At 58.0% G+C, this 17,086-nt stretch carries 15 protein-coding genes; 6 read left to right on the top strand and 9 right to left on the bottom strand.

Features of this window, described 5'->3' with window-relative positions:
* Positions 1–70: 70 nt before the first annotated feature.
* The 5 genes from ntrC to NB231_RS10305 all read right to left on the bottom strand — a co-directional run bounded on the left by ntrC (position 71) and on the right by NB231_RS10305 (position 5,691).
* Complete coding sequence (gene ntrC / locus NB231_RS10325) at positions 71–1,468, bottom strand: nitrogen regulation protein NR(I) (protein ID WP_005002511.1); 1,398 nt, start codon at positions 1,466–1,468, stop codon at positions 71–73.
* A complete protein-coding gene (glnL, locus tag NB231_RS10320) occupies positions 1,461–2,519 on the bottom strand; it encodes a nitrogen regulation protein NR(II) (protein ID WP_005002509.1) in 1,059 nt (352 codons plus the stop codon). Before glnL ends, ntrC begins: the two co-directional genes overlap by 8 nt.
* A 117-nt stretch (positions 2,520–2,636) precedes the next feature.
* On the bottom strand, positions 2,637–3,182 hold the full coding sequence (locus tag NB231_RS10315; protein ID WP_005002507.1) for a DUF4124 domain-containing protein: 546 nt from the start codon (positions 3,180–3,182) through the stop codon (positions 2,637–2,639).
* A 276-nt stretch (positions 3,183–3,458) separates the two neighbouring features.
* The gene (gene glnA / locus NB231_RS10310; protein ID WP_005002505.1) at positions 3,459–4,874 is read right to left on the bottom strand and encodes a glutamate--ammonia ligase; all 1,416 of its coding nucleotides are present in this window, start codon (positions 4,872–4,874) and stop codon (positions 3,459–3,461) included.
* Positions 4,875–5,121: 247 nt separating this feature from the next.
* Positions 5,122–5,691 carry a hypothetical protein gene (locus tag NB231_RS10305; RefSeq protein WP_005002503.1) on the bottom strand — a complete coding sequence of 190 codons (570 nt, stop codon included), beginning with the start codon at positions 5,689–5,691 and terminating at the stop codon, positions 5,122–5,124.
* A gap of 182 nt (positions 5,692–5,873) precedes the next feature.
* Between NB231_RS10305 and glyQ the strand changes: the two genes are divergently transcribed.
* From glyQ to NB231_RS10285, 4 genes are read left to right on the top strand one after another with little or no spacing between them, the layout of a single operon-like run.
* A complete protein-coding gene (gene glyQ, locus NB231_RS10300; RefSeq protein WP_005002501.1) occupies positions 5,874–6,770 on the top strand; it encodes a glycine--tRNA ligase subunit alpha in 897 nt (298 codons plus the stop codon).
* A gap of 4 nt (positions 6,771–6,774) precedes the next feature.
* A complete protein-coding gene (gene glyS, locus NB231_RS10295) occupies positions 6,775–8,883 on the top strand; it encodes a glycine--tRNA ligase subunit beta (protein ID WP_005002498.1) in 2,109 nt (702 codons plus the stop codon).
* 4 nt (positions 8,884–8,887) lie between these two features.
* Positions 8,888–9,433 carry a D-glycero-beta-D-manno-heptose 1,7-bisphosphate 7-phosphatase gene (gmhB, locus tag NB231_RS10290; protein WP_005002495.1) on the top strand — a complete coding sequence of 182 codons (546 nt, stop codon included), beginning with the start codon at positions 8,888–8,890 and terminating at the stop codon, positions 9,431–9,433.
* 4 nt (positions 9,434–9,437) lie between these two features.
* Complete coding sequence (locus NB231_RS10285; RefSeq protein ID WP_005002493.1) at positions 9,438–10,190, top strand: lysophospholipid acyltransferase family protein; 753 nt, start codon at positions 9,438–9,440, stop codon at positions 10,188–10,190.
* A 68-nt stretch (positions 10,191–10,258) separates the two neighbouring features.
* On the opposite strand, the gene gyrB is transcribed toward NB231_RS10285, so the two are convergent.
* The 4 genes from gyrB to dnaA form a co-directional block, all read right to left on the bottom strand.
* On the bottom strand, positions 10,259–12,676 hold the full coding sequence (gene gyrB / locus NB231_RS10280; RefSeq protein WP_005002489.1) for a DNA topoisomerase (ATP-hydrolyzing) subunit B: 2,418 nt from the start codon (positions 12,674–12,676) through the stop codon (positions 10,259–10,261).
* Between the two features lie 29 nt (positions 12,677–12,705).
* Entirely contained in the window at positions 12,706–13,779 is a 1,074-nt protein-coding gene (gene recF / locus NB231_RS10275; protein ID WP_005002487.1) for a DNA replication/repair protein RecF, read from the bottom strand.
* 90 nt (positions 13,780–13,869) lie between these two features.
* Complete coding sequence (dnaN, locus tag NB231_RS10270) at positions 13,870–14,970, bottom strand: DNA polymerase III subunit beta (protein WP_005002486.1); 1,101 nt, start codon at positions 14,968–14,970, stop codon at positions 13,870–13,872.
* 223 nt (positions 14,971–15,193) lie between these two features.
* Entirely contained in the window at positions 15,194–16,492 is a 1,299-nt protein-coding gene (gene dnaA / locus NB231_RS10265) for a chromosomal replication initiator protein DnaA (RefSeq protein ID WP_005002485.1), read from the bottom strand.
* 202 nt (positions 16,493–16,694) lie between these two features.
* Here dnaA and rpmH point away from each other — a divergent pair, with 202 nt between their 5' ends.
* Both rpmH and rnpA read left to right on the top strand, forming a co-directional pair.
* Entirely contained in the window at positions 16,695–16,829 is a 135-nt protein-coding gene (gene rpmH / locus NB231_RS17785) for a 50S ribosomal protein L34 (RefSeq protein WP_005002483.1), read from the top strand.
* The coding region (gene rnpA, locus NB231_RS10260; protein WP_084766303.1) for a ribonuclease P protein component at positions 16,826–17,086 on the top strand (261 nt) is incomplete at its 3' end. The genes rpmH and rnpA, both read left to right, overlap by 4 nt.

The following is a 17,086-nucleotide window of genomic DNA, read 5'->3' as shown; positions in this document are numbered from 1 at the left end:
CCACCCGGCCGGCAGTTGAGAAACCGCGAGCCCATGCTTGCTACTACTATCCGCTGCACACCCAGGTCCATCAAACACTGAGTTGCAGCTCTTTGATTTTTCGAGTCAATGTGTTGCGACCCCAGCCAAGCAAACGCGCGGCATCCTGGCGGCGACCGCCGGTGCGCCGCAACGCAGCTTGAATGAGGACGCGCTCAAGCCTGGGCAGGGCGTCGGCCAGCGCGCCGGGGGCCATCTTGCTCGCGCGTTGATCAGCCCAACAGGCCAGCAGACTCTCCCAATCGTTGCCGATTTCAACTTGGCTAGGCTCAGCCCTGAGCTCGGCAGGCAAATCTTCCAACTCTATGTCCTGGCTGCTGGCCATCACAGTGAGCCAGCGGCAGATATTTTCCAACTCCCGCACGTTGCCCGGCCAAGGCTGTTGCATGAAGTAACGCTCCACCGCCGGCGAGAGCTTCTTGGGCTCCACCTTGAGCTCGCGCGCAGCACGAGCGAGGAAATGCTCTGCCAGAGCCGGAATATCGCTACTGCGCTCACGCAGTGTACAGACGTGAATCCGAATTACATTCAGCCGATGGAAAAGGTCTTCGCGAAACAGCCCCTCCTGGACCTGCTGCTGCAGATTTTGATGGGTTGCCGCGATGATACGCACGTCCACCCGTAGGGAGGCGAGTGCACCTACTCGGTAAAACTCGCCGTCGGCCAGCACGCGTAGCAGCCGGGTCTGCAGCTCCGGTGGCATATCACCGATCTCGTCGAGGAACAGCGTCCCGCCGTCGGCCTGTTCGAAACGTCCCCGCCGACTCTGATGCGCGCCGGTAAAGGCGCCTTTCTCGTGGCCAAACAGCTCCGACTCCATGAGGTCGCGGGGAATCGCGGCCATATTGAGCACTATGAAAGGCTTATCGGCGCGTGGGCTGTGCCGGTGCAGTGCGCGCGCCACCAACTCCTTGCCCGTTCCCGACTCACCGTTGATCAGCACCGTGATATTGGAACGGGACAGTCGCCCGATCGCGCGAAACACCTCCTGCATCGCCGGTGCCTCACCAATAATCTCCGGAGTGTAGCGGCGAGCACACCGGGTGGGTGCCGCCGCCCGGGCGGCGGCGATGGCACGCCGAACCAGAGCGACCGCATGGTCCGTATCGAAAGGCTTGGGCAGATATTCGAATGCCCCGCCCTGATAAGCAGCGACCGCAGCGTCCAGATCCGAGTGTGCTGTGATTACGATCACCGGCAATTGCGGCCAGCGCTCGTGCACGTCCCGCAACAGCGCCAAACCATCCAGGCTCGGCATACGGATATCAGTTATGAGAACATCCGGTCGGCCCCGATCGAACGCAGCCAACGCTTCGCGGCCGCTCTCAAAAGGAGCGGCCTGCATCCCCGCTTTTTCCAAAGCTCTGGTGAGGACCCAACGAATAGAGCGATCGTCGTCAACCACCCAGATACGCGGCAAGTCATTCATTGTGTTCCTCGATCGGCAACCATACCGTGAACACGGTGTGCCCCGGTTCACTTGTGCATTCGATGAGCCCACCGTGTTGGTAGAGCAGCGTCTGAGCGATGCTCAGACCGATCCCGCGGCCCGGCGCATGATCGCTCGCCACGGGGTAGAAGATCGTGTCCTGCCGCTCTACCGGGATTCCGCAGCCATCGTCAATAACTTTGATGCAGGCCACCAATCGGTGTTCCACATTGCCGATCGTGAAGCGGCGTTGAGTACGAGTGTACAATGTGATCAGACCAGTATCGCCGACCGCTTGAAGTGCATTTCGCACTAGATTGAGCAGCACCTGGATGAGTTGATCCGGCACCACTTGGAGAGGCGGAATGCTGGGATCGTAATCGCGCACGATCGAAACTCTCGGCGGAGCTTCGGCCTGTACCAAGTGCCGGACATGCTCTAACAGCTGGTGAATGTTGGTGGGCCGATAACGTCCCCGGGTATCGGGGCCGAGCAACCCATCCACCAAGGCACGCAAGCGATCGGCTTCCCTGATAATCACTTCCGTGTATTCGTGCTGGCTTGGCTCCAGCAACTCCTGCTGGAGCAACTGGGCCGCGCCACGCAACCCGCCAAGCGGATTTTTGATCTCGTGGGCCAGGTTACGGATGAGCTCACGGATGGCGCGATTCTGCGCGATAAGCTGATTTTCCCGGGAGATCCTCAGGTGATGATCCAGTTGGTCCAGCTCCAAGAGGATGCGCCCGTGCGCCAGTGGTGTGATGGCGCAATTGACGGTTACCGTGTGCCCACTACCGACAACGACGCGGTGCTCACGTTGCGTGTAAGTGCCCTGCCGCTCCAGCGCCAACTCAATGCCCCGCTCGAGGGTAACGAGACTCGGCATCAGCCGCGCGAGCTCTATACCAATCGCTTGGCGGGCGCTGATCTGCAACAATCCCTCAGCCGCGGCGTTGAGATAGCATACGGTACGATCGCGCTCGAGCAGCACGACACTGGTACTTAGCAGCTCCAGCATTTGATCGCCGATCGGAGTCAAGCTCGTCTTCATGCTTAGCACTGACCGCCCCCCCCAGCATCACCACCGAGTCCGCGCTGGCTCTGGAGGAGGTATCTCCGTCCACCCCTGCTCCGGGAAACCGCCCGCTGGGCACGCCCCTGTTCAGTACTACGGCAGGCGGGGCGGTTTATTTGCCGGAATGTTCACGGAAGGGCGATGCATGTAGAAAGTAACGGGATCGGCTCGAGCAACAACCCCACCCATCGCGTCCTCGATCACTGCGCCTAGTGTATGCGTGCCTCGCACGATCTCATGCAGCTCGACCGCAGCGCCGCTAAGCGCAGCAGCATCCACCGGCTGACCGTCCAACGATACCCGGATACGGTCCCCATCGCGCAATTCAGGCTCGATCCTAAAGCGCACGATCACAGTACCCGGGTTATTGCGGACAGTCGCCTCGGCTTGCGGTTGAGCGATGCCAAACTGCGCGTAACCTTTCGTCACCAGGCTCGTTTGGGGCGCCGTGGACGGCGCTTCTTCGACCGGTGGAAGGCTGACTGCCGGCGGTTGCTCCAAATCCAACCGCTTGGCACCCGGATGCGGATTATCGGAGAAATGCACTCCCCCCTCCTCATCCGTCCACTTATACACCACGGCCCCGACGGGCAGCGCCGCCAGCAGGAACAGCACGGCACTTGCCGTGATTCGCTTCATTCCGCCACCACTCCAGAGCAATTAGCTCGCTTGATCGGTCTGCGGCCGCCGCCCAGGCATACCTGTCATGTCATACAACCAGGTTTTGGGCTGACCCCGGTCCCCCTCCGATCTTAATTACCCCAAGCGCCGCAAACGAGCAAGGCGTTTGCTCTCGCGGCGCCGGCCGGCGCCAGGCTTTCCTTGACAGACGGCATGTCCACTGCCTGTCACCAGCAGCGATCCCCCCGGCACCGACCCACGTAACAACTACACGCTCCAAAGGGCTGTTCCAGCTCAGACGCTGTAGTACATATCGAACTCGACAGGGTGCGTCGTCATCCGCAGCCGCTGGACTTCCTCCATCTTCAACGCCAAGTAGCCGTCGATGACATCATCAGTAAACACATCACCAGCCTTGAGGAATGCACGGTCCTGATCCAGTGCCTGCAGTGCCTCCTCCAGCGAGAAGGCCACCTTGGGGATCTCCTTTTCCTCCTCCGGGGGCAGGTCGTAGAGATCCTTGTCCATGGCATCTCCTGGATGAATTCTGTTCTGAATTCCATCCAGCCCCGCCATCAACATGGCCGCAAAAGCAAAGTACGGATTCGCGGTGGCGTCTGGAAAGCGCACCTCGATACGCCGTGCCTTGGGATTTGAGACCCACGGGATGCGAATCGAGGCCGAGCGATTCCGGGCGGAGTAGGCCAGCAGCACGGGTGCCTCGAAGCCGGGCACCAAACGTTTGTAGCTGTTGGTGGCGGCATTGGTGAACGCGTTCACCGCCTTGGCATGCCGGATGATGCCGCCGATGTAGTACAGCGCCGTCTCGGACAGACCACCGTAGCGATCACCGGCGAACAGCATCTCGCCAAGTTTGGCGATGGATTGGTGAACGTGGCAACCGTTGCCGTTATCTCCCACTAATGGCTTTGGCATAAAAGTCGCCGTCTTACCGAAAGCAGCCGCGACATTGTGCACGCAATACTTGTATATTTGCAGTTCGTCGGCTTTCTTGACCAAGGTAGCGAACTGGGTTCCGATCTCGCCCTGCCCGGCCGTCGCGACCTCGTGGTGGTGCACCTCGGTAATCAATCCCATCTCGGCCATGGCCTGGCACATGGCGCTGCGGATATCGTGCAGCGCATCCACCGGTGGCACGGGGAAATACCCCCCTTTGACCCCTGGGCGGTGCCCCATGTTGCCATCCGGATATATCCGCTCGGAATTCCAACGTGCCTCCTCGGAGTCCACCTTGCAAAAGCTGCCGCTGATATCGGCACCCCAGCGAACGTCATCGAAGATGAAGAACTCGGCCTCCGGGCCGAAGTAGGCCACATCGCCGATGCCGGTGGCTTTCAGATAAGTCTCAGCCCGGCGGGCAAGGGAACGGGGATCACGCTCATAACCTTGCATGGTACTGGGCTCGATGACATCACAAATGAGATTGACTGTGGTCTCATCGAAGAAAGGATCGAGTACCGCCGTAGCAGCATCCGGCAACAAAATCATGTCGGACTCCTGGATACCCTTCCAACCGGAGATCGAAGAGCCGTCGAACATCTTGCCGCTCTCGAAGAGATCCTCGTCGACGCAGTGCGAGGGAAGGGTGAGATGCTGCCATTTGCCGCGCGTGTCCGTAAATCGCAGATCCACGAACTTAACCTCTTTATCCTTAATCATCTTCAGCGCGTCATCAGGTGTGCGAACCATTGATCGACCTCCACGGTGAATGCTGCATAGACTTACGGATCATTTAAAGAATTCGCTCCAAAACAGTGCATTAATCATGCCACACGCCTTAATATTCGCTGTCCCTGTACCCAAGACAGCAGCCGCAAGGTCATGGCGGGGCATCACCGCCCACAATTGCACCAAGTTAGTGCAAAAAAGAGCCATTCCTGCACTATTGCTGTGCTCATGCTCCCGCCTCGTCTGAGTACAAGCTTACTCCCGCTCATCAATGCCGGCGACGCCCGCTGGGCGCGACGAGTGTGGCATCGGTGTAGTGGCGCAACACACGCCGGGCAAACGCACTGTCCGTCTCGAGCGAAAGCTCAGCCGCCTGCAGAGCCGTCATAGCAGGAGTGTCATTATGCTGACGAACGGCGCGCAACACATCCATCAGTACGACGAAGGTATGCGCCAAAGCATGGAAGAGTTCCGCACTATCAGCGTGCGGTACACCGGCCAGATTATCGTAGGCTGAACGCCCGAGATCGACGAAATAGCTCACCCGTACCCGGCGGCGCTCCGCCTGCTCTGGAAACAACCCGGCGAAGATGAGGCACTGATCGCCGACCTCCTGCAGACTGTCGCGGCGCACCTGCCCCCGACTCAATAGGCCCTGCAGAAACTTCAGAGCCAGAACCGACCGCATCAGTTCCGGACGCCGCAAATAGCGCATGAGCAAAAACACGAGATAGCTCTCACGCTGCTCATCAAGCGCGCATTCGGCACGGCAAGCGGCCTCGGTCACCACACGATGCCATACCGCAGTGGCACTCGGCTCGAGGATCAATCGGCTCATAACCCACCTCCCGATTTTACCGACCTCTCATACCTATATAGGGTATCGGCATGCGCGGCGGAATGTTGGCGGATTTATGCGCTTACATCGTGTGAACTCGACCCACTATAATCCGGTACTTAGTGCAGCCGTCAGGAATATTGTGCTGCACCTAATCCAGGGACTGAGACAACGAGCCGATTATGATAACCTTTCAAGAACTGATCTTCGCGCTACAGCGCTATTGGGCACAACGCGGGTGTGTAATATTGCAGCCGCTTGACATGGAGGTGGGTGCGGGCACGTTTCATCCGGCGACTTTTCTGCGCGCACTCGGCCCCGAGCCCTGGTACGCCGCCTATGTCCAACCCTCTCGCCGGCCACAAGACGGCCGCTACGGCGACAACCCTAACCGACTGCAACACTACTATCAGTTTCAGGTCATACTCAAACCTTCTCCCGCAGACATCCAAGAGCAGTACCTCGGATCGCTTGAGGCGCTCGGCGTTGACCTCACCGTCCACGATATTCGTTTTGTCGAGGATGACTGGGAATCGCCCACGCTCGGCGCCTGGGGGCTGGGCTGGGAAGTCTGGCTCAATGGCATGGAAATCACTCAGTTCACCTATTTCCAGCAGGTCGGCAGCCTGGACTGCCGACCGGTGACCGGAGAGATCACCTATGGGCTCGAGCGCATAGCCATGTATCTGCAGGACAAGGAGAGCGTATTCGATCTGATCTGGACCGAAGGTCCCACAGGCTCGGTGTCATACGGCGACGTATTCCTGCAAAACGAACGGGAAATGTCGCAATACAATTTCGAGCAGGCTGGCGTCGATGCCCTGTTCAGCTGGTTCGATGTCTGCGAGCACGAGAGCAAGCGGCTAGTGGGGCTCGGGCTGCCGCTGCCGGCCTACGAAATGGCGCTGAAAGCCTCACACACTTTCAATTTGCTGGAAGCGCGCCACGCGGTCTCCGTAACCGAGCGCCAGGACTACATCCTGCGCCTGCGGGCCCGTGCACGCGCCGTGGCCGAAGCCTACTTCGCATCCCGCGAGGCACTGGGCTTCCCCCTGCTCGAGGTAACCAAGGAAGGCTAAAAGCATGAACCAAGCGCATCGTGATTTGCTGGTGGAACTGGGTACTGAGGAGTTACCGCCGAAGGGGTTGCGCCGTCTGATGGAGTCATTCGCAAGCCAAGTCATCGCCGGACTGGATCAGGCGGAACTGTCCCACGCCGATCATCGCTGCTTCGCGACCCCACGCCGCTTGGCGGTGCTGGTGCGCGGCGTCGCACTGCAGCAACCGACCCGCCAAATCGAACGTAAAGGCCCGGCTTGGTCGGTAGCCTACGATGCGGCCGGTCAACCGACCCAGGCCGCGCTCGGCTTCGCCCGTTCCTGCGGCGTCGAAATCGAGCAGCTCTGCCGGTTAGAGACCACAAAAGGCGTATGGCTCGGCTATCGCGGCACCGAACCCGGCCGCACGGCGGCCGAACTCCTTCCGGAGATAATCGTCCAAGCACTCGCGCGTTTACCCATAGCAAAGCGCATGCGCTGGGGTGATAGCCCGGCCGAGTTCGTTCGACCTGTACACTGGCTGATATTGATGCTCGGTGAGGAGGTCATCCCGGCCACGCTCTTGGACACAGTCAGCGGCAATTTCAGCCGTGGCCATCGCATCCACCACCCACAGCCGATCGCGCTACGGGAACCGCTCGAATACAGCGATCGGTTACACGAGGAAGGCTGCGTCATCGCCGATTTCGAGGCGCGGCGCGAGCGAATCCTGGCCCAGGTCACGCACTGCGCCGAGGCGCTCGGCGCACAAGCGCTATGGGACGATGCCCTGCTCGATGAAGTTACGGCTTTGGTGGAGTGGCCGGTCGCATTGGCTGGCACCTTCGACGAGACTTTTCTCAGAGTGCCCCCAGAAGCGCTCATCTCCAGCATGCAAGGCCACCAGAAATACTTCCCCTTGCGGAGCAAGGCCGACACAGGGTTGTTGGCACGCTTCATTACAGTAGCCAACCTAAAAAGCCAGGATCCGGCACAAGTCATTGCCGGCAATGAGCGAGTTATTCGGCCGCGGTTGGCCGATGCGGCTTTTTTCTGGGACCAAGATCGCCGGCGCCCGCTGGCTGAGCGCATCCCACAACTCAAACATGTTTTGTTTCAAAAGCAACTGGGCTCTTTATATGACAAGTCGGCCCGCATCGGCGCACTTGGGCGGCATTTTGCCGCCGATTTCGGCGTCACGGGTGACCAAATCGAGCGGGTGGCGTGGCTTTCCAAAACCGACTTGCTCACCGAGATGGTCGGTGAGTTCCCGGAGCTACAAGGCGTCATGGGTCGCTATTACGCCGCGCACGATGGCGAGGAGGAGGCGATCGCGCTCGCCCTTGACGAGGGCTACCGGCCGCGATTCGCAGGGGATCCCATCGCCGCAAGCCCACTGGGGCAATTGCTGGCGGTAGCAGAACGCGCGGACACACTGATCGGCATATTCGCACTGGGCAAGACGCCCACTGGGGCAAAAGACCCGTTTGCGCTGCGTCGTGCAGCACTCGGCCTGTTACGAACCTGCATCGAAGGGCAACGCTCGATCGACCTCGAGGCGCTCTTTCGCTTGGCTGCCGAGCTGATGCCCGCCGAGGTTGATGCGGCGCGACAAATACAGCCCGTGCTGCAGTTTTGCCTGGATCGCCTGCGCGGCCTCTACCTTGAGCGCAACTACCCGGGAGAGTTGTTCGAGGCGGTACGCACTCTAACTCAACAGAAGCACCTGATTGTCGATCCGTGGGATTTCCACCGCCGCGTCATGGCCTGTGCCGAATTCATACAATTGCCGGAAGCCACCAGCCTGGCGGCGTCGAACAAGCGCATCCATAATATTCTGCGCCATGCTGGTGCTGATGACCAGCCGTTCTCGCCGGTGGACCCGGAGCACCTCGAGCACCCGGAGGAACGACGGCTCTATGAGGCTGTCAATGCGCTCGCTGGCGAAATCGAGAGCCAGGTAAACGCCGGAGAGTACACCGCGGCGCTTCGGCACCTCGCCATACTACGCGAGCCGATCGACCGTTTCTTCGATACGGTTTTGGTCATGGCCGATGAGCCGAGCGTACGAATCAATCGGCTTGCCTTGCTCGCCTGCGTCTCACAACTCTTCCTCAGCGTTGCGGATGTGGGTTGGTTACCCACCGGAGAGTGAACCCATGGCGCGGCGAGTGATCGTCCTCGATCGGGATGGGGTAATCAATTGGGACTCAGAAAATTATATCAAAAGCCCTACAGAATGGCGCCCCCTCCCTGGCAGCCTGACCGCGATCGCCCAGTTATCGGCGGCCGGTTTTGAGGTGGTAATCTGCACCAATCAATCCGGCCTCGCCCGCGGTTTGCTGTCGTTGCATGACCTAAGCGCAATCCACTCACGCATGGATTGCGCCGTTCGCGCGGCCGGTGGTCGACTTGCCGCCATTTTTATTTGCCCGCACGGCCCAGCGGATGGATGCCTCTGTCGCAAGCCGCTCGACGGGCTATTGCGGAGTATCGAGCGATACTTCGGAATATCGCTTCGCGACCAACCGGTCGTGGGAGACAGTGCCCGCGACCTCGAAGCGGCCTATCGGGTCGGAGCGCGCGCCATGTTGGTGCGCACCGGCAATGGTGAGCGCACGTTGACAAACAAGATGGTCAAGGTATCCGAGGTTTACCCGAATCTCGCCGCGCTCGCCGAGTGCCTGCTCAAGGAGACCCTATAAGGCCATGACTGATCAACACACGCGCTTTGTGCAGGGCAGCTTGATCCGTGGGATTATCTTTCATATTGGCCTGGGATTGTCAGTGGGTCTCTGGGGGATTCCCAGCCTGCTCAGTTTCCCACTTCCTTACCGCACCCGCTTCTGGATCATTAGCCGCTGGAGCCTATGGGCCATCTGGTGGCTGCGGATCACCAATGGGGTTCGCTGGGAAGTAGAGGGCCTAGAGAACATTCCTGCCGAAGCCGGCATAGTCATGTCCAAGCATCAATCGACCTGGGAAACGCTTGCCCTGCAAAGCTGGTTCAAACCCCAAACCTGGGTTCTCAAACGTGAGCTCATGTGGCTACCGGTTTTCGGCTGGTCGCTTACCCTGCTTCGCCCCATTGCGATCAATCGGGGCGCCGGTCGCTCGGCCATACGGCAAGTCATCAGACAAGGCCGAGCTAGATTGGCCTCGGGTAGCTGGGTGGTCGTCTTCCCTGAAGGCACACGCATCGCCGCCGGCGATAAGGGCCGTTATCGCGTGGGCGGTGCCGTGTTGGCCTGTGCCACCGGAGCCAAGGTCGTACCCGTTGCGCACAACGCTGGCGAATTCTGGCCCAAATACGGTTGGCGGAAACGCGCGGGTTGTATCCGGGTGCGCATCGGCCAACCCATTGATACCCAAGGTCTGCGACCGGAGCAATTAATCACCCAGGTCGAAACATGGATCGAGGGGCAAATGCCAACCCTATCACAACACAGCAACCCGCGCTGAAACGACTTGCTAGCCTATCGGCACACGCCGTGCGCGTCGCCCTTCCAGGGCGAACGACCGATTAGACGTTAGATATCCAAATTGCTGGCCGATAATGCGTTGTTCTCGATAAACTCCCGACGCGGCTCAACCTGATCGCCCATAAGGGTTGTAAAAATGTCGTCGGAAGCCACTACATCTTCGATGCGCACCTGCAGCAGTCGACGCGCTGCCGGATCCATGGTGGTCTCCCATAACTGCGCCGGATTCATTTCGCCGAGCCCTTTGTAGCGCTGCACGCTAAGTCCTCGTTTCGCCTCATCCAAAAGCCAGTTCACAACTTCGTGAAACTCACTTACCGCCTTGCTGCGTTGCCCGCGGGACACAAGCGCATCCGCACCGAGTCGATCGGCGAGTGCCTCGCTCAAACGCCGAATGGTCTCGTACTCCTGCGACAGGAAAAACTGCATCGAAAACGTATAAGGGTACAAAATCCCATGCATGCGCTTGGTTACCAGCGCATCGTGAAAACTGCCGTTCTGACTCAGATTGACACGAACGCGGTATTCCGTACCGGTGGGCTGGTTGCGGTTGACCCCCTCCTCCAATCGCTGGAACCAGCTATCGATCCGCCGACCATCACGCAATGCGTCCTCATCGAGGGCCGGTAAATCTACCATGGCCCGGAGGATATTCGGATCCGTACGCCGAGCGAGATGATCGATCATATCCATCGTCGCTAGATATTGGCGGATCAATCCTTCCAGCTCTTCACCGGTTATCCGCGCCACGCCGGCATTCGGCTGTAAGCTCGCGTCAGTCAATGCGAGGCAAAGCAGGTGTTCGATGAGCTCCTTTTCGTCCTTGACATAATCCTCCTGCTTACCCCGTTTGACTTTATACAGGGGGGGTTGCGCGATATAAATATGCCCTCGCTCCACTAATTCGACCATCTGGCGATAGAAGAACGTAAGCAGCAGCGTGCGGATATGGGAGCCGTCGACGTCGGCATCGGTCATAATGATGATCCGATGATAGCGCAGCTTGTCAGGATCGAACTCTTCCTTGCCGATACCGCAACCGAGCGCCGTGATCAACGTGCCCACTTCAGCGGAAGAAAGCATCTTGTCAAACCGCGCCTTTTCGACGTTGAGGATTTTGCCTTTAAGGGGCAGGATCGCTTGATAGCGTCGATCCCGCCCTTGCTTGGCCGAACCGCCCGCCGAATCGCCCTCAACGAGATAAAGCTCCGAGCGCGCCGGGTCGCGCTCCTGACAATCGGCCAGCTTGCCAGGCAAACCGGCCACATCCAACACCCCTTTACGTCGAGTCATTTCCCGTGCCCGCCGGGCGGCGTCGCGTGCTCGCGCCGCCTCGATGACCTTCTCAACAATCGCTTTGGCACTGCCCGGATGCTCGTAGAGCCATTCGTTAAGGTGCTCAGCCAGCACCGACTCCACCACCCCCTTGACTTCCGAGGAGACCAGCTTGTCCTTGGTCTGGGATGAGAACTTGGGATCAGGCACCTTCACTGAGACAACGGCGGTAAGGCCCTCGCGAACATCATCCCCGGTTGGCACCAATTTCGCCTTTTTGCTATACCCTTCGGACTCCATGTATTGGTTTATGGTGCGTGTCAGGGCCGCGCGGAAGCCAGCCATATGCGTGCCCCCGTCGCGTTGGGGGATATTATTGGTGAAACAGAAGATGTTCTCCTGATAGGAGTCGTTCCACTGCATCGCGATCTCGATACCGACCGGGCCCTTCCAGAAGTTGAGGTAGAAAGCGTCGCGATGCAGCGGCGTTTTATTCTTATTCAGATGTTGTACGAATGCTCGAATACCGCCGGCGTACTCGAACACATCTTCTTTATCCGTGCGCTCGTCCTTCAGTGAAATACGCACCCCAGGATTAAGAAAAGAGAGCTCGCGGAAGCGCTTGGCCAAGATGTCGTAGTTGAACTCGATATTAGTGAAAATATTCGAGCTCGGATGAAACGTAACCTGAGTCCCCGTATCGTTCGTCTCACCGAGTTGCTTGAGCGGAGCAAGCGGCTCGCCGTCGCGGTACTCCTGAAGGTGGATATGGCCACTTTTCTTGATAACGAGCCGCAACCGCTCCGATAAGGCATTAACGACAGAGACCCCAACGCCGTGCAGCCCACCTGAGACCTTATAGGATCTATTGTCGAACTTACCACCGGCATGCAGCATGGTCATGATGACCTCGGCCGCGGAGCGCCCTTCTTCCGGATGAATATCTACCGGAATGCCGCGGCCATTATCGGTAACCGTCACTGAGTTATCCGCATGGATCATAACCTCAATCTCGGTGCAATGCCCGGCAAGTGCTTCGTCTACGGCGTTGTCGGCCACCTCGAAGACCATATGGTGCAATCCGGTACCGTCATCGGTGTCACCGATATACATGCCAGGGCGTTTGCGCACGGCATCCAAACCGCGCAAGATTTTGATTTGCGCGGAACCGTATTCCGACTGTGCGCTCATAAAAGGATCCTTTCTGAAAGATGTCCGTATTATACCATTTCGCAGTAACAACCTTGTTCCACGTGGAACACGCGGAACCTACCGTCGCCAGGCAACACCAACTCGTTCTGACTTAACGCCGTCAGCAGAAGCTGCGCATCCATGCGAAGCAATTTCGCCAAAACGCGCTCCCGGTGCCCGGCATCAAGCTCGGCCGCCAAATCGTCAACAAGAATAACCGGGCGCTGTTGGCCATTTTTTAAAGTAAGTTCGGCCTGGGCAAGTCGCAGCGCAATAGCCGCGAGTTTCTGTTGACCTCGCGAGAGGCGCTGAGCGGCCCCGACATCGCCCGCAATGAAACGTAAATCACCCCGATGAGGACCGTAGAGGGTATGCCCGCGTTCAAGTTCGCGGCCCCTGGCCTGCGCCAAGACGCCCCGTAAATCATCGCGCCGCGGCCAGCCTGACTGAAAGTCCCAATGAAGCTCAAGCTCCGGAAGCCATTCTTCAATAAAAGCGTGCCAATGTGGCCAAAGCGCGTTCAGATAGCAGCGTCGGCTGCTGTCGACTGCTTCAGCCGCGGTTACGAGATCGGCTTCCCATGCCCGTGCTAGCTGCGAATCACCAGTGCGCAACGCTGCATTGCGCTGTCGCAAAGCACGCTGGTAGCGCCGCCAACGACCTTGATAGGAGTGTTCCACGTGGAACACTCCCCAGTCGAGAAGACTTCGTCGCTCTTGGGGTGCGCCAACGAAAAGCCGTTGACTCTCCGTGTTAATGACATGGGTGGGTAACAGCCAAGCGATCTCGGACAAATTCCAGATGTCTTGCCCGTTGCACCGGACCCGCGTTCGCCCAGGGGTGCGTTCCATCCCCAACCATGTCGTGCGTGGGGGTACCTGAATACTTGCCCCTAACGTAAAAGCACGGCAACCCTGCCGAATCAGTTGGTCAGAGTGGACAGACAAGAAACTGCGCCCGCGTGCCAGCCAGTGGATTGCTTCAAGCAGGCTGGTTTTCCCGGAGGCGTTGTTACCCCAAATGAAATTGACTCGTGGATCCGGAGTCAACACAACGCCCCGCAGATTTCGGAAAGCCTCCACCTCGATTCGAGCAAGGGTCATCGGTACTTGGCGTATCCCAATGGCGGCTGCAATTGTCCTGATCCGGCGGGTTGCCCACTGGGCGGATTATTGGCGCTCACGCGCACAATCTTACAGACGTAACGGCATCACTACATATCGGCAACGTTCATTGCCAGCCCCGCGCAGTAAGGCGCTGCTATTGGCGTTGGTTAAGAAGATCTCTACCGTCGATTCCTCGATCGCGGCCAGTGCATCCAGTAGATAGCTTGCGTTGAAACCGATCTCAAAGGCTTCTCCGTCGTAAGCCGCGGTGAGTTCCTCTTCGGCTTCTTCTTGAGCCGGGTTATTGGAGCAAATGCGCAAGGATGTGCCTCCCAGAATAAAACGCACGCCGTGCAAATGCTCATTGGAGAGAATGGCGGCTCGGATCAGGGCTTGTCGCAGAGTGTGGCGCTCGACTTGCAAGCACCCACCGTTTTGCTTAGGGATTACCCGCTGATAACTTGGAAACTGCCCGTCAAGCAGCTTTGTGGTAAAGCGAACTTCCGGCCAGGTGACACGAATATGATTGTCACCGAGTTCGAGTCGCAGCGGCTCATCACTGTCAGTCAAAAGCCGTAACAACTCTTGTATGCCTTTGCGCGGCACAATGACTTGTTTCGTTTCGGTCAGTGGAAGCTCGGTTACCACCTCGGCGAGTGCCAGTCGATGCCCATCAGTAGCAACGGCACGCAAACAGTACGGTTCGAGCTCTAACAAAAGTCCGTTGAGATAATAGCGAACATCCTGTAATGCCATAGCAAAACCGGTGCGATCGATGAGCCAGCGCAGATGCGATTGCGTTAACTCTAGATCTTGTGTTTGACCGATTTCCTCAACCGTAGGGAAGTCTTTGGTCGGAAGCGTCGCAAGCGTAAACCGGCTGTGTGGGAGCTGCAATGCGATGCGGTCGTGGCTCGTGCTGACGTGGATGTCGGCATGCTCCGGTAGGTTGCGGACAATATCCATGAGCTTTCGTGCCGGCAGCGTTGTTTCTCCCGCTTGCGAGAGCTCAGCTTGTGCGTGGGCTTGAATCTCGACCTCTAGGTCCGTCGCGGTAATCGCAAGCCTCTGCTCTCGTGCATCGAGCAGGATGTTGGCCAGTATCGGTAGGGTTTGGCGCCGTTCTACAACTCCGATAATAGACTGTAGTGCTTTGAGCAAGGCGGTTCTCTCGACGTCGAACTCCATGGCGGTATCCAACTAATCATTAATTAATATGAATATATTTTCTTTCTATAGTTAAAGGCATCGATGCGCGGTCTGGATAACTCGGATTTTAATACCTATTCCAGGGACTTAGCTTAAAAAAAAGACGGGAAAAGCCGTTAGATTCCTGTGTTTTCGCAGCGGATAACCTGTGGATAACTTTTGATTCTCCGAGACCTCCTTAGTAATGCACAGGTTATCCACATCATGTTGAGAGTGTTCTCAACAGGTTGTTATAGTCCTCGGCCAACCGCGTATCCGCCTTCATAAGCTCCGCAACCTTGCGACAGGCGTGCAGCACGGTGGTGTGGTCACGTCCGCCAAAGGCATTGCCGATCTCGGGTAGGCTGTGACTTGTCAAGCTTTTGGCAAGCGCCATCGCGATTTGCCGCGGACGTGTAATGGAGCGGCTGCGCCGTTTGGATAGCAAATCCGTCAACCGAATTTTGTAATACTCGGCAACAGTTCGCTGAATGTTTTCTATGGTTACAAGTTTATCGTGAAGGGCAAGGAGGTCGCGTAGCGCCCCTTTGGTGAACTCGACCGTAATCCGTTCGCCCGTGAAATAAGAGTTCGCGATGACTCTACGTAAGGCCCCTTCAAGCTCGCGAACGTTCGAACGGATGCGCTTGGCGATAAAAAAAGCTACCTCGTGAGGCAACTCGATGCCTTCGAGATTGGCCTTGGTCATTAGAATGGCAGCGCGCGTTTCAAACTCGGGGGGTTCAATAGCGACCGTCAAACCCCAACCGAAGCGTGACTTCAAACGTTCCTCCAGCCCCTGCACCTCCTTCGGGTAGCGGTCACAGGACATAACGACCTGCTGCTGGCCTTCCAACAATGCGTTGAACGTATGGAAGAATTCTTCCTGAGAACGCTCCTTGCCGGCAAAAAACTGGATATCGTCGATAAGCAGGGCGTTGACGCCGCGGTAGTAGCGTTTGAATTCATTGATCGCATTATGTTGCAGTGCCTTGACCATGTCGCCGACGAACCGCTCGGAGTGCAGATAGAGCACCTCGGCATCCGGTAAGCGCTGCAATAAGGCATTGCCGATGGCATGCATCAGGTGGGTCTTACCGAGCCCAACTCCCCCATAGATGAACAGCGGGTTGTAGGCCCCGCCTGGATTTTCAACCAACTGACTGCTGGCTGCACGTGCCAGTTGATTGGATTTTCCCTCGACGAAGGTATCGAAGGTGAAGTTCGGGTTGAGCAGGCTAGAAGACGGATGGACTGTCGTTGCGCGCGTCGGTGCCAGGTTGGTTCCGATCTCAAGCTTCAGCTTGGGTGGGCAATCCGGGCATTGCCCAACCAGTAGTTCCTGGATCCGGTCAGCGAAATGATCGCGCACCCAGTCGAGCACGAAGCGATTGGGGGCGAGCAGGCGCAGCAGTTTGCCATCCTCCTGTGCTTGCAGCGGCCGTATCCAGGTATTGAGCTGTTGGTCCGGGACCTCCCGTTCCAGGCGGCGCAGACATCCCTTCCACAGCGAATTGGCCACGGACGATACCTCTTCGGTAACGATGGAGATGCTGACGGGATTGTTAGACGGAGGAGTCTATACCCTCGCGCGGTGGTAATCCACGGCCACTTGTCCACGGCGTTAAATTGACAGTGATCCTATTGCACAGTAGAGTTTCCGGCTCGATTTTACTGGCCTGAGCTTTAATCCCTAATAGGTCGCCGCAGGACGAAATATCGCCATGAAGAGGACGTTTCAGCCGAGTGTGATACGACGCAAGCGCACCCACGGTTTCCGGGCTCGCATGGCGACCAAGGCTGGCCGGCAGGTGCTGGCGCGGCGTCGCGCTAAGGGACGAGCTCGTTTGATACCTTGAAGGCTGAACGACGGGTGCAACGGCAAGGTTATCCGCGCAGTGTGCGCTTGACGCGGCCGGCCGAGTACGCGCGGGTGTTCGCCGGCGCCAGGCGGGTGGCGGATTGTTATTTCACTGTTTTGGTGATTCGCAATGACCACGACCGCGCTCGGCTCGGTGTTACCGTATCCAAGAAAACGGCGCCTTTGGCAGTGGTCAGAAACCGCATCAAACGGCGGATTCGAGAAGCGTTTCGCCTTCATCAGGTCGGAGCTTGG

This window comes from Nitrococcus mobilis Nb-231, assembly GCF_000153205.1.
Classification (GTDB): Bacteria; Pseudomonadota; Gammaproteobacteria; order Nitrococcales; family Nitrococcaceae; genus Nitrococcus; species Nitrococcus mobilis.
The sequence above is the reverse complement of the archived record's forward strand: the minus strand, read 5'-3'. Positions and strand labels throughout refer to the sequence as shown.

Bases quoted from the DNA above. Each gene is read 5' to 3' on its own strand.
- ntrC (WP_005002511.1), bottom strand. From the start codon at position 1,468: ATGAATGACTTGCCGCGTATCTGGGTGGTTGACGACGATCGCTCTATT.
- glnL (WP_005002509.1), bottom strand. From the start codon at position 2,519: ATGAAGACGAGCTTGACTCCGATCGGCGATCAAATGCTGGAGCTGCTA.
- NB231_RS10315 (WP_005002507.1), bottom strand. From the start codon at position 3,182: ATGAAGCGAATCACGGCAAGTGCCGTGCTGTTCCTGCTGGCGGCGCTG.
- glnA (WP_005002505.1), bottom strand. From the start codon at position 4,874: ATGGTTCGCACACCTGATGACGCGCTGAAGATGATTAAGGATAAAGAG.
- NB231_RS10305 (WP_005002503.1), bottom strand. From the start codon at position 5,691: ATGAGCCGATTGATCCTCGAGCCGAGTGCCACTGCGGTATGGCATCGT.
- glyQ (WP_005002501.1), top strand. From the start codon at position 5,874: ATGATAACCTTTCAAGAACTGATCTTCGCGCTACAGCGCTATTGGGCA.
- glyS (WP_005002498.1), top strand. From the start codon at position 6,775: ATGAACCAAGCGCATCGTGATTTGCTGGTGGAACTGGGTACTGAGGAG.
- gmhB (WP_005002495.1), top strand. From the start codon at position 8,888: ATGGCGCGGCGAGTGATCGTCCTCGATCGGGATGGGGTAATCAATTGG.
- NB231_RS10285 (WP_005002493.1), top strand. From the start codon at position 9,438: ATGACTGATCAACACACGCGCTTTGTGCAGGGCAGCTTGATCCGTGGG.
- gyrB (WP_005002489.1), bottom strand. From the start codon at position 12,676: ATGAGCGCACAGTCGGAATACGGTTCCGCGCAAATCAAAATCTTGCGC.
- recF (WP_005002487.1), bottom strand. From the start codon at position 13,779: ATGACCCTTGCTCGAATCGAGGTGGAGGCTTTCCGAAATCTGCGGGGC.
- dnaN (WP_005002486.1), bottom strand. From the start codon at position 14,970: ATGGAGTTCGACGTCGAGAGAACCGCCTTGCTCAAAGCACTACAGTCT.
- rpmH (WP_005002483.1), top strand. From the start codon at position 16,695: ATGAAGAGGACGTTTCAGCCGAGTGTGATACGACGCAAGCGCACCCAC.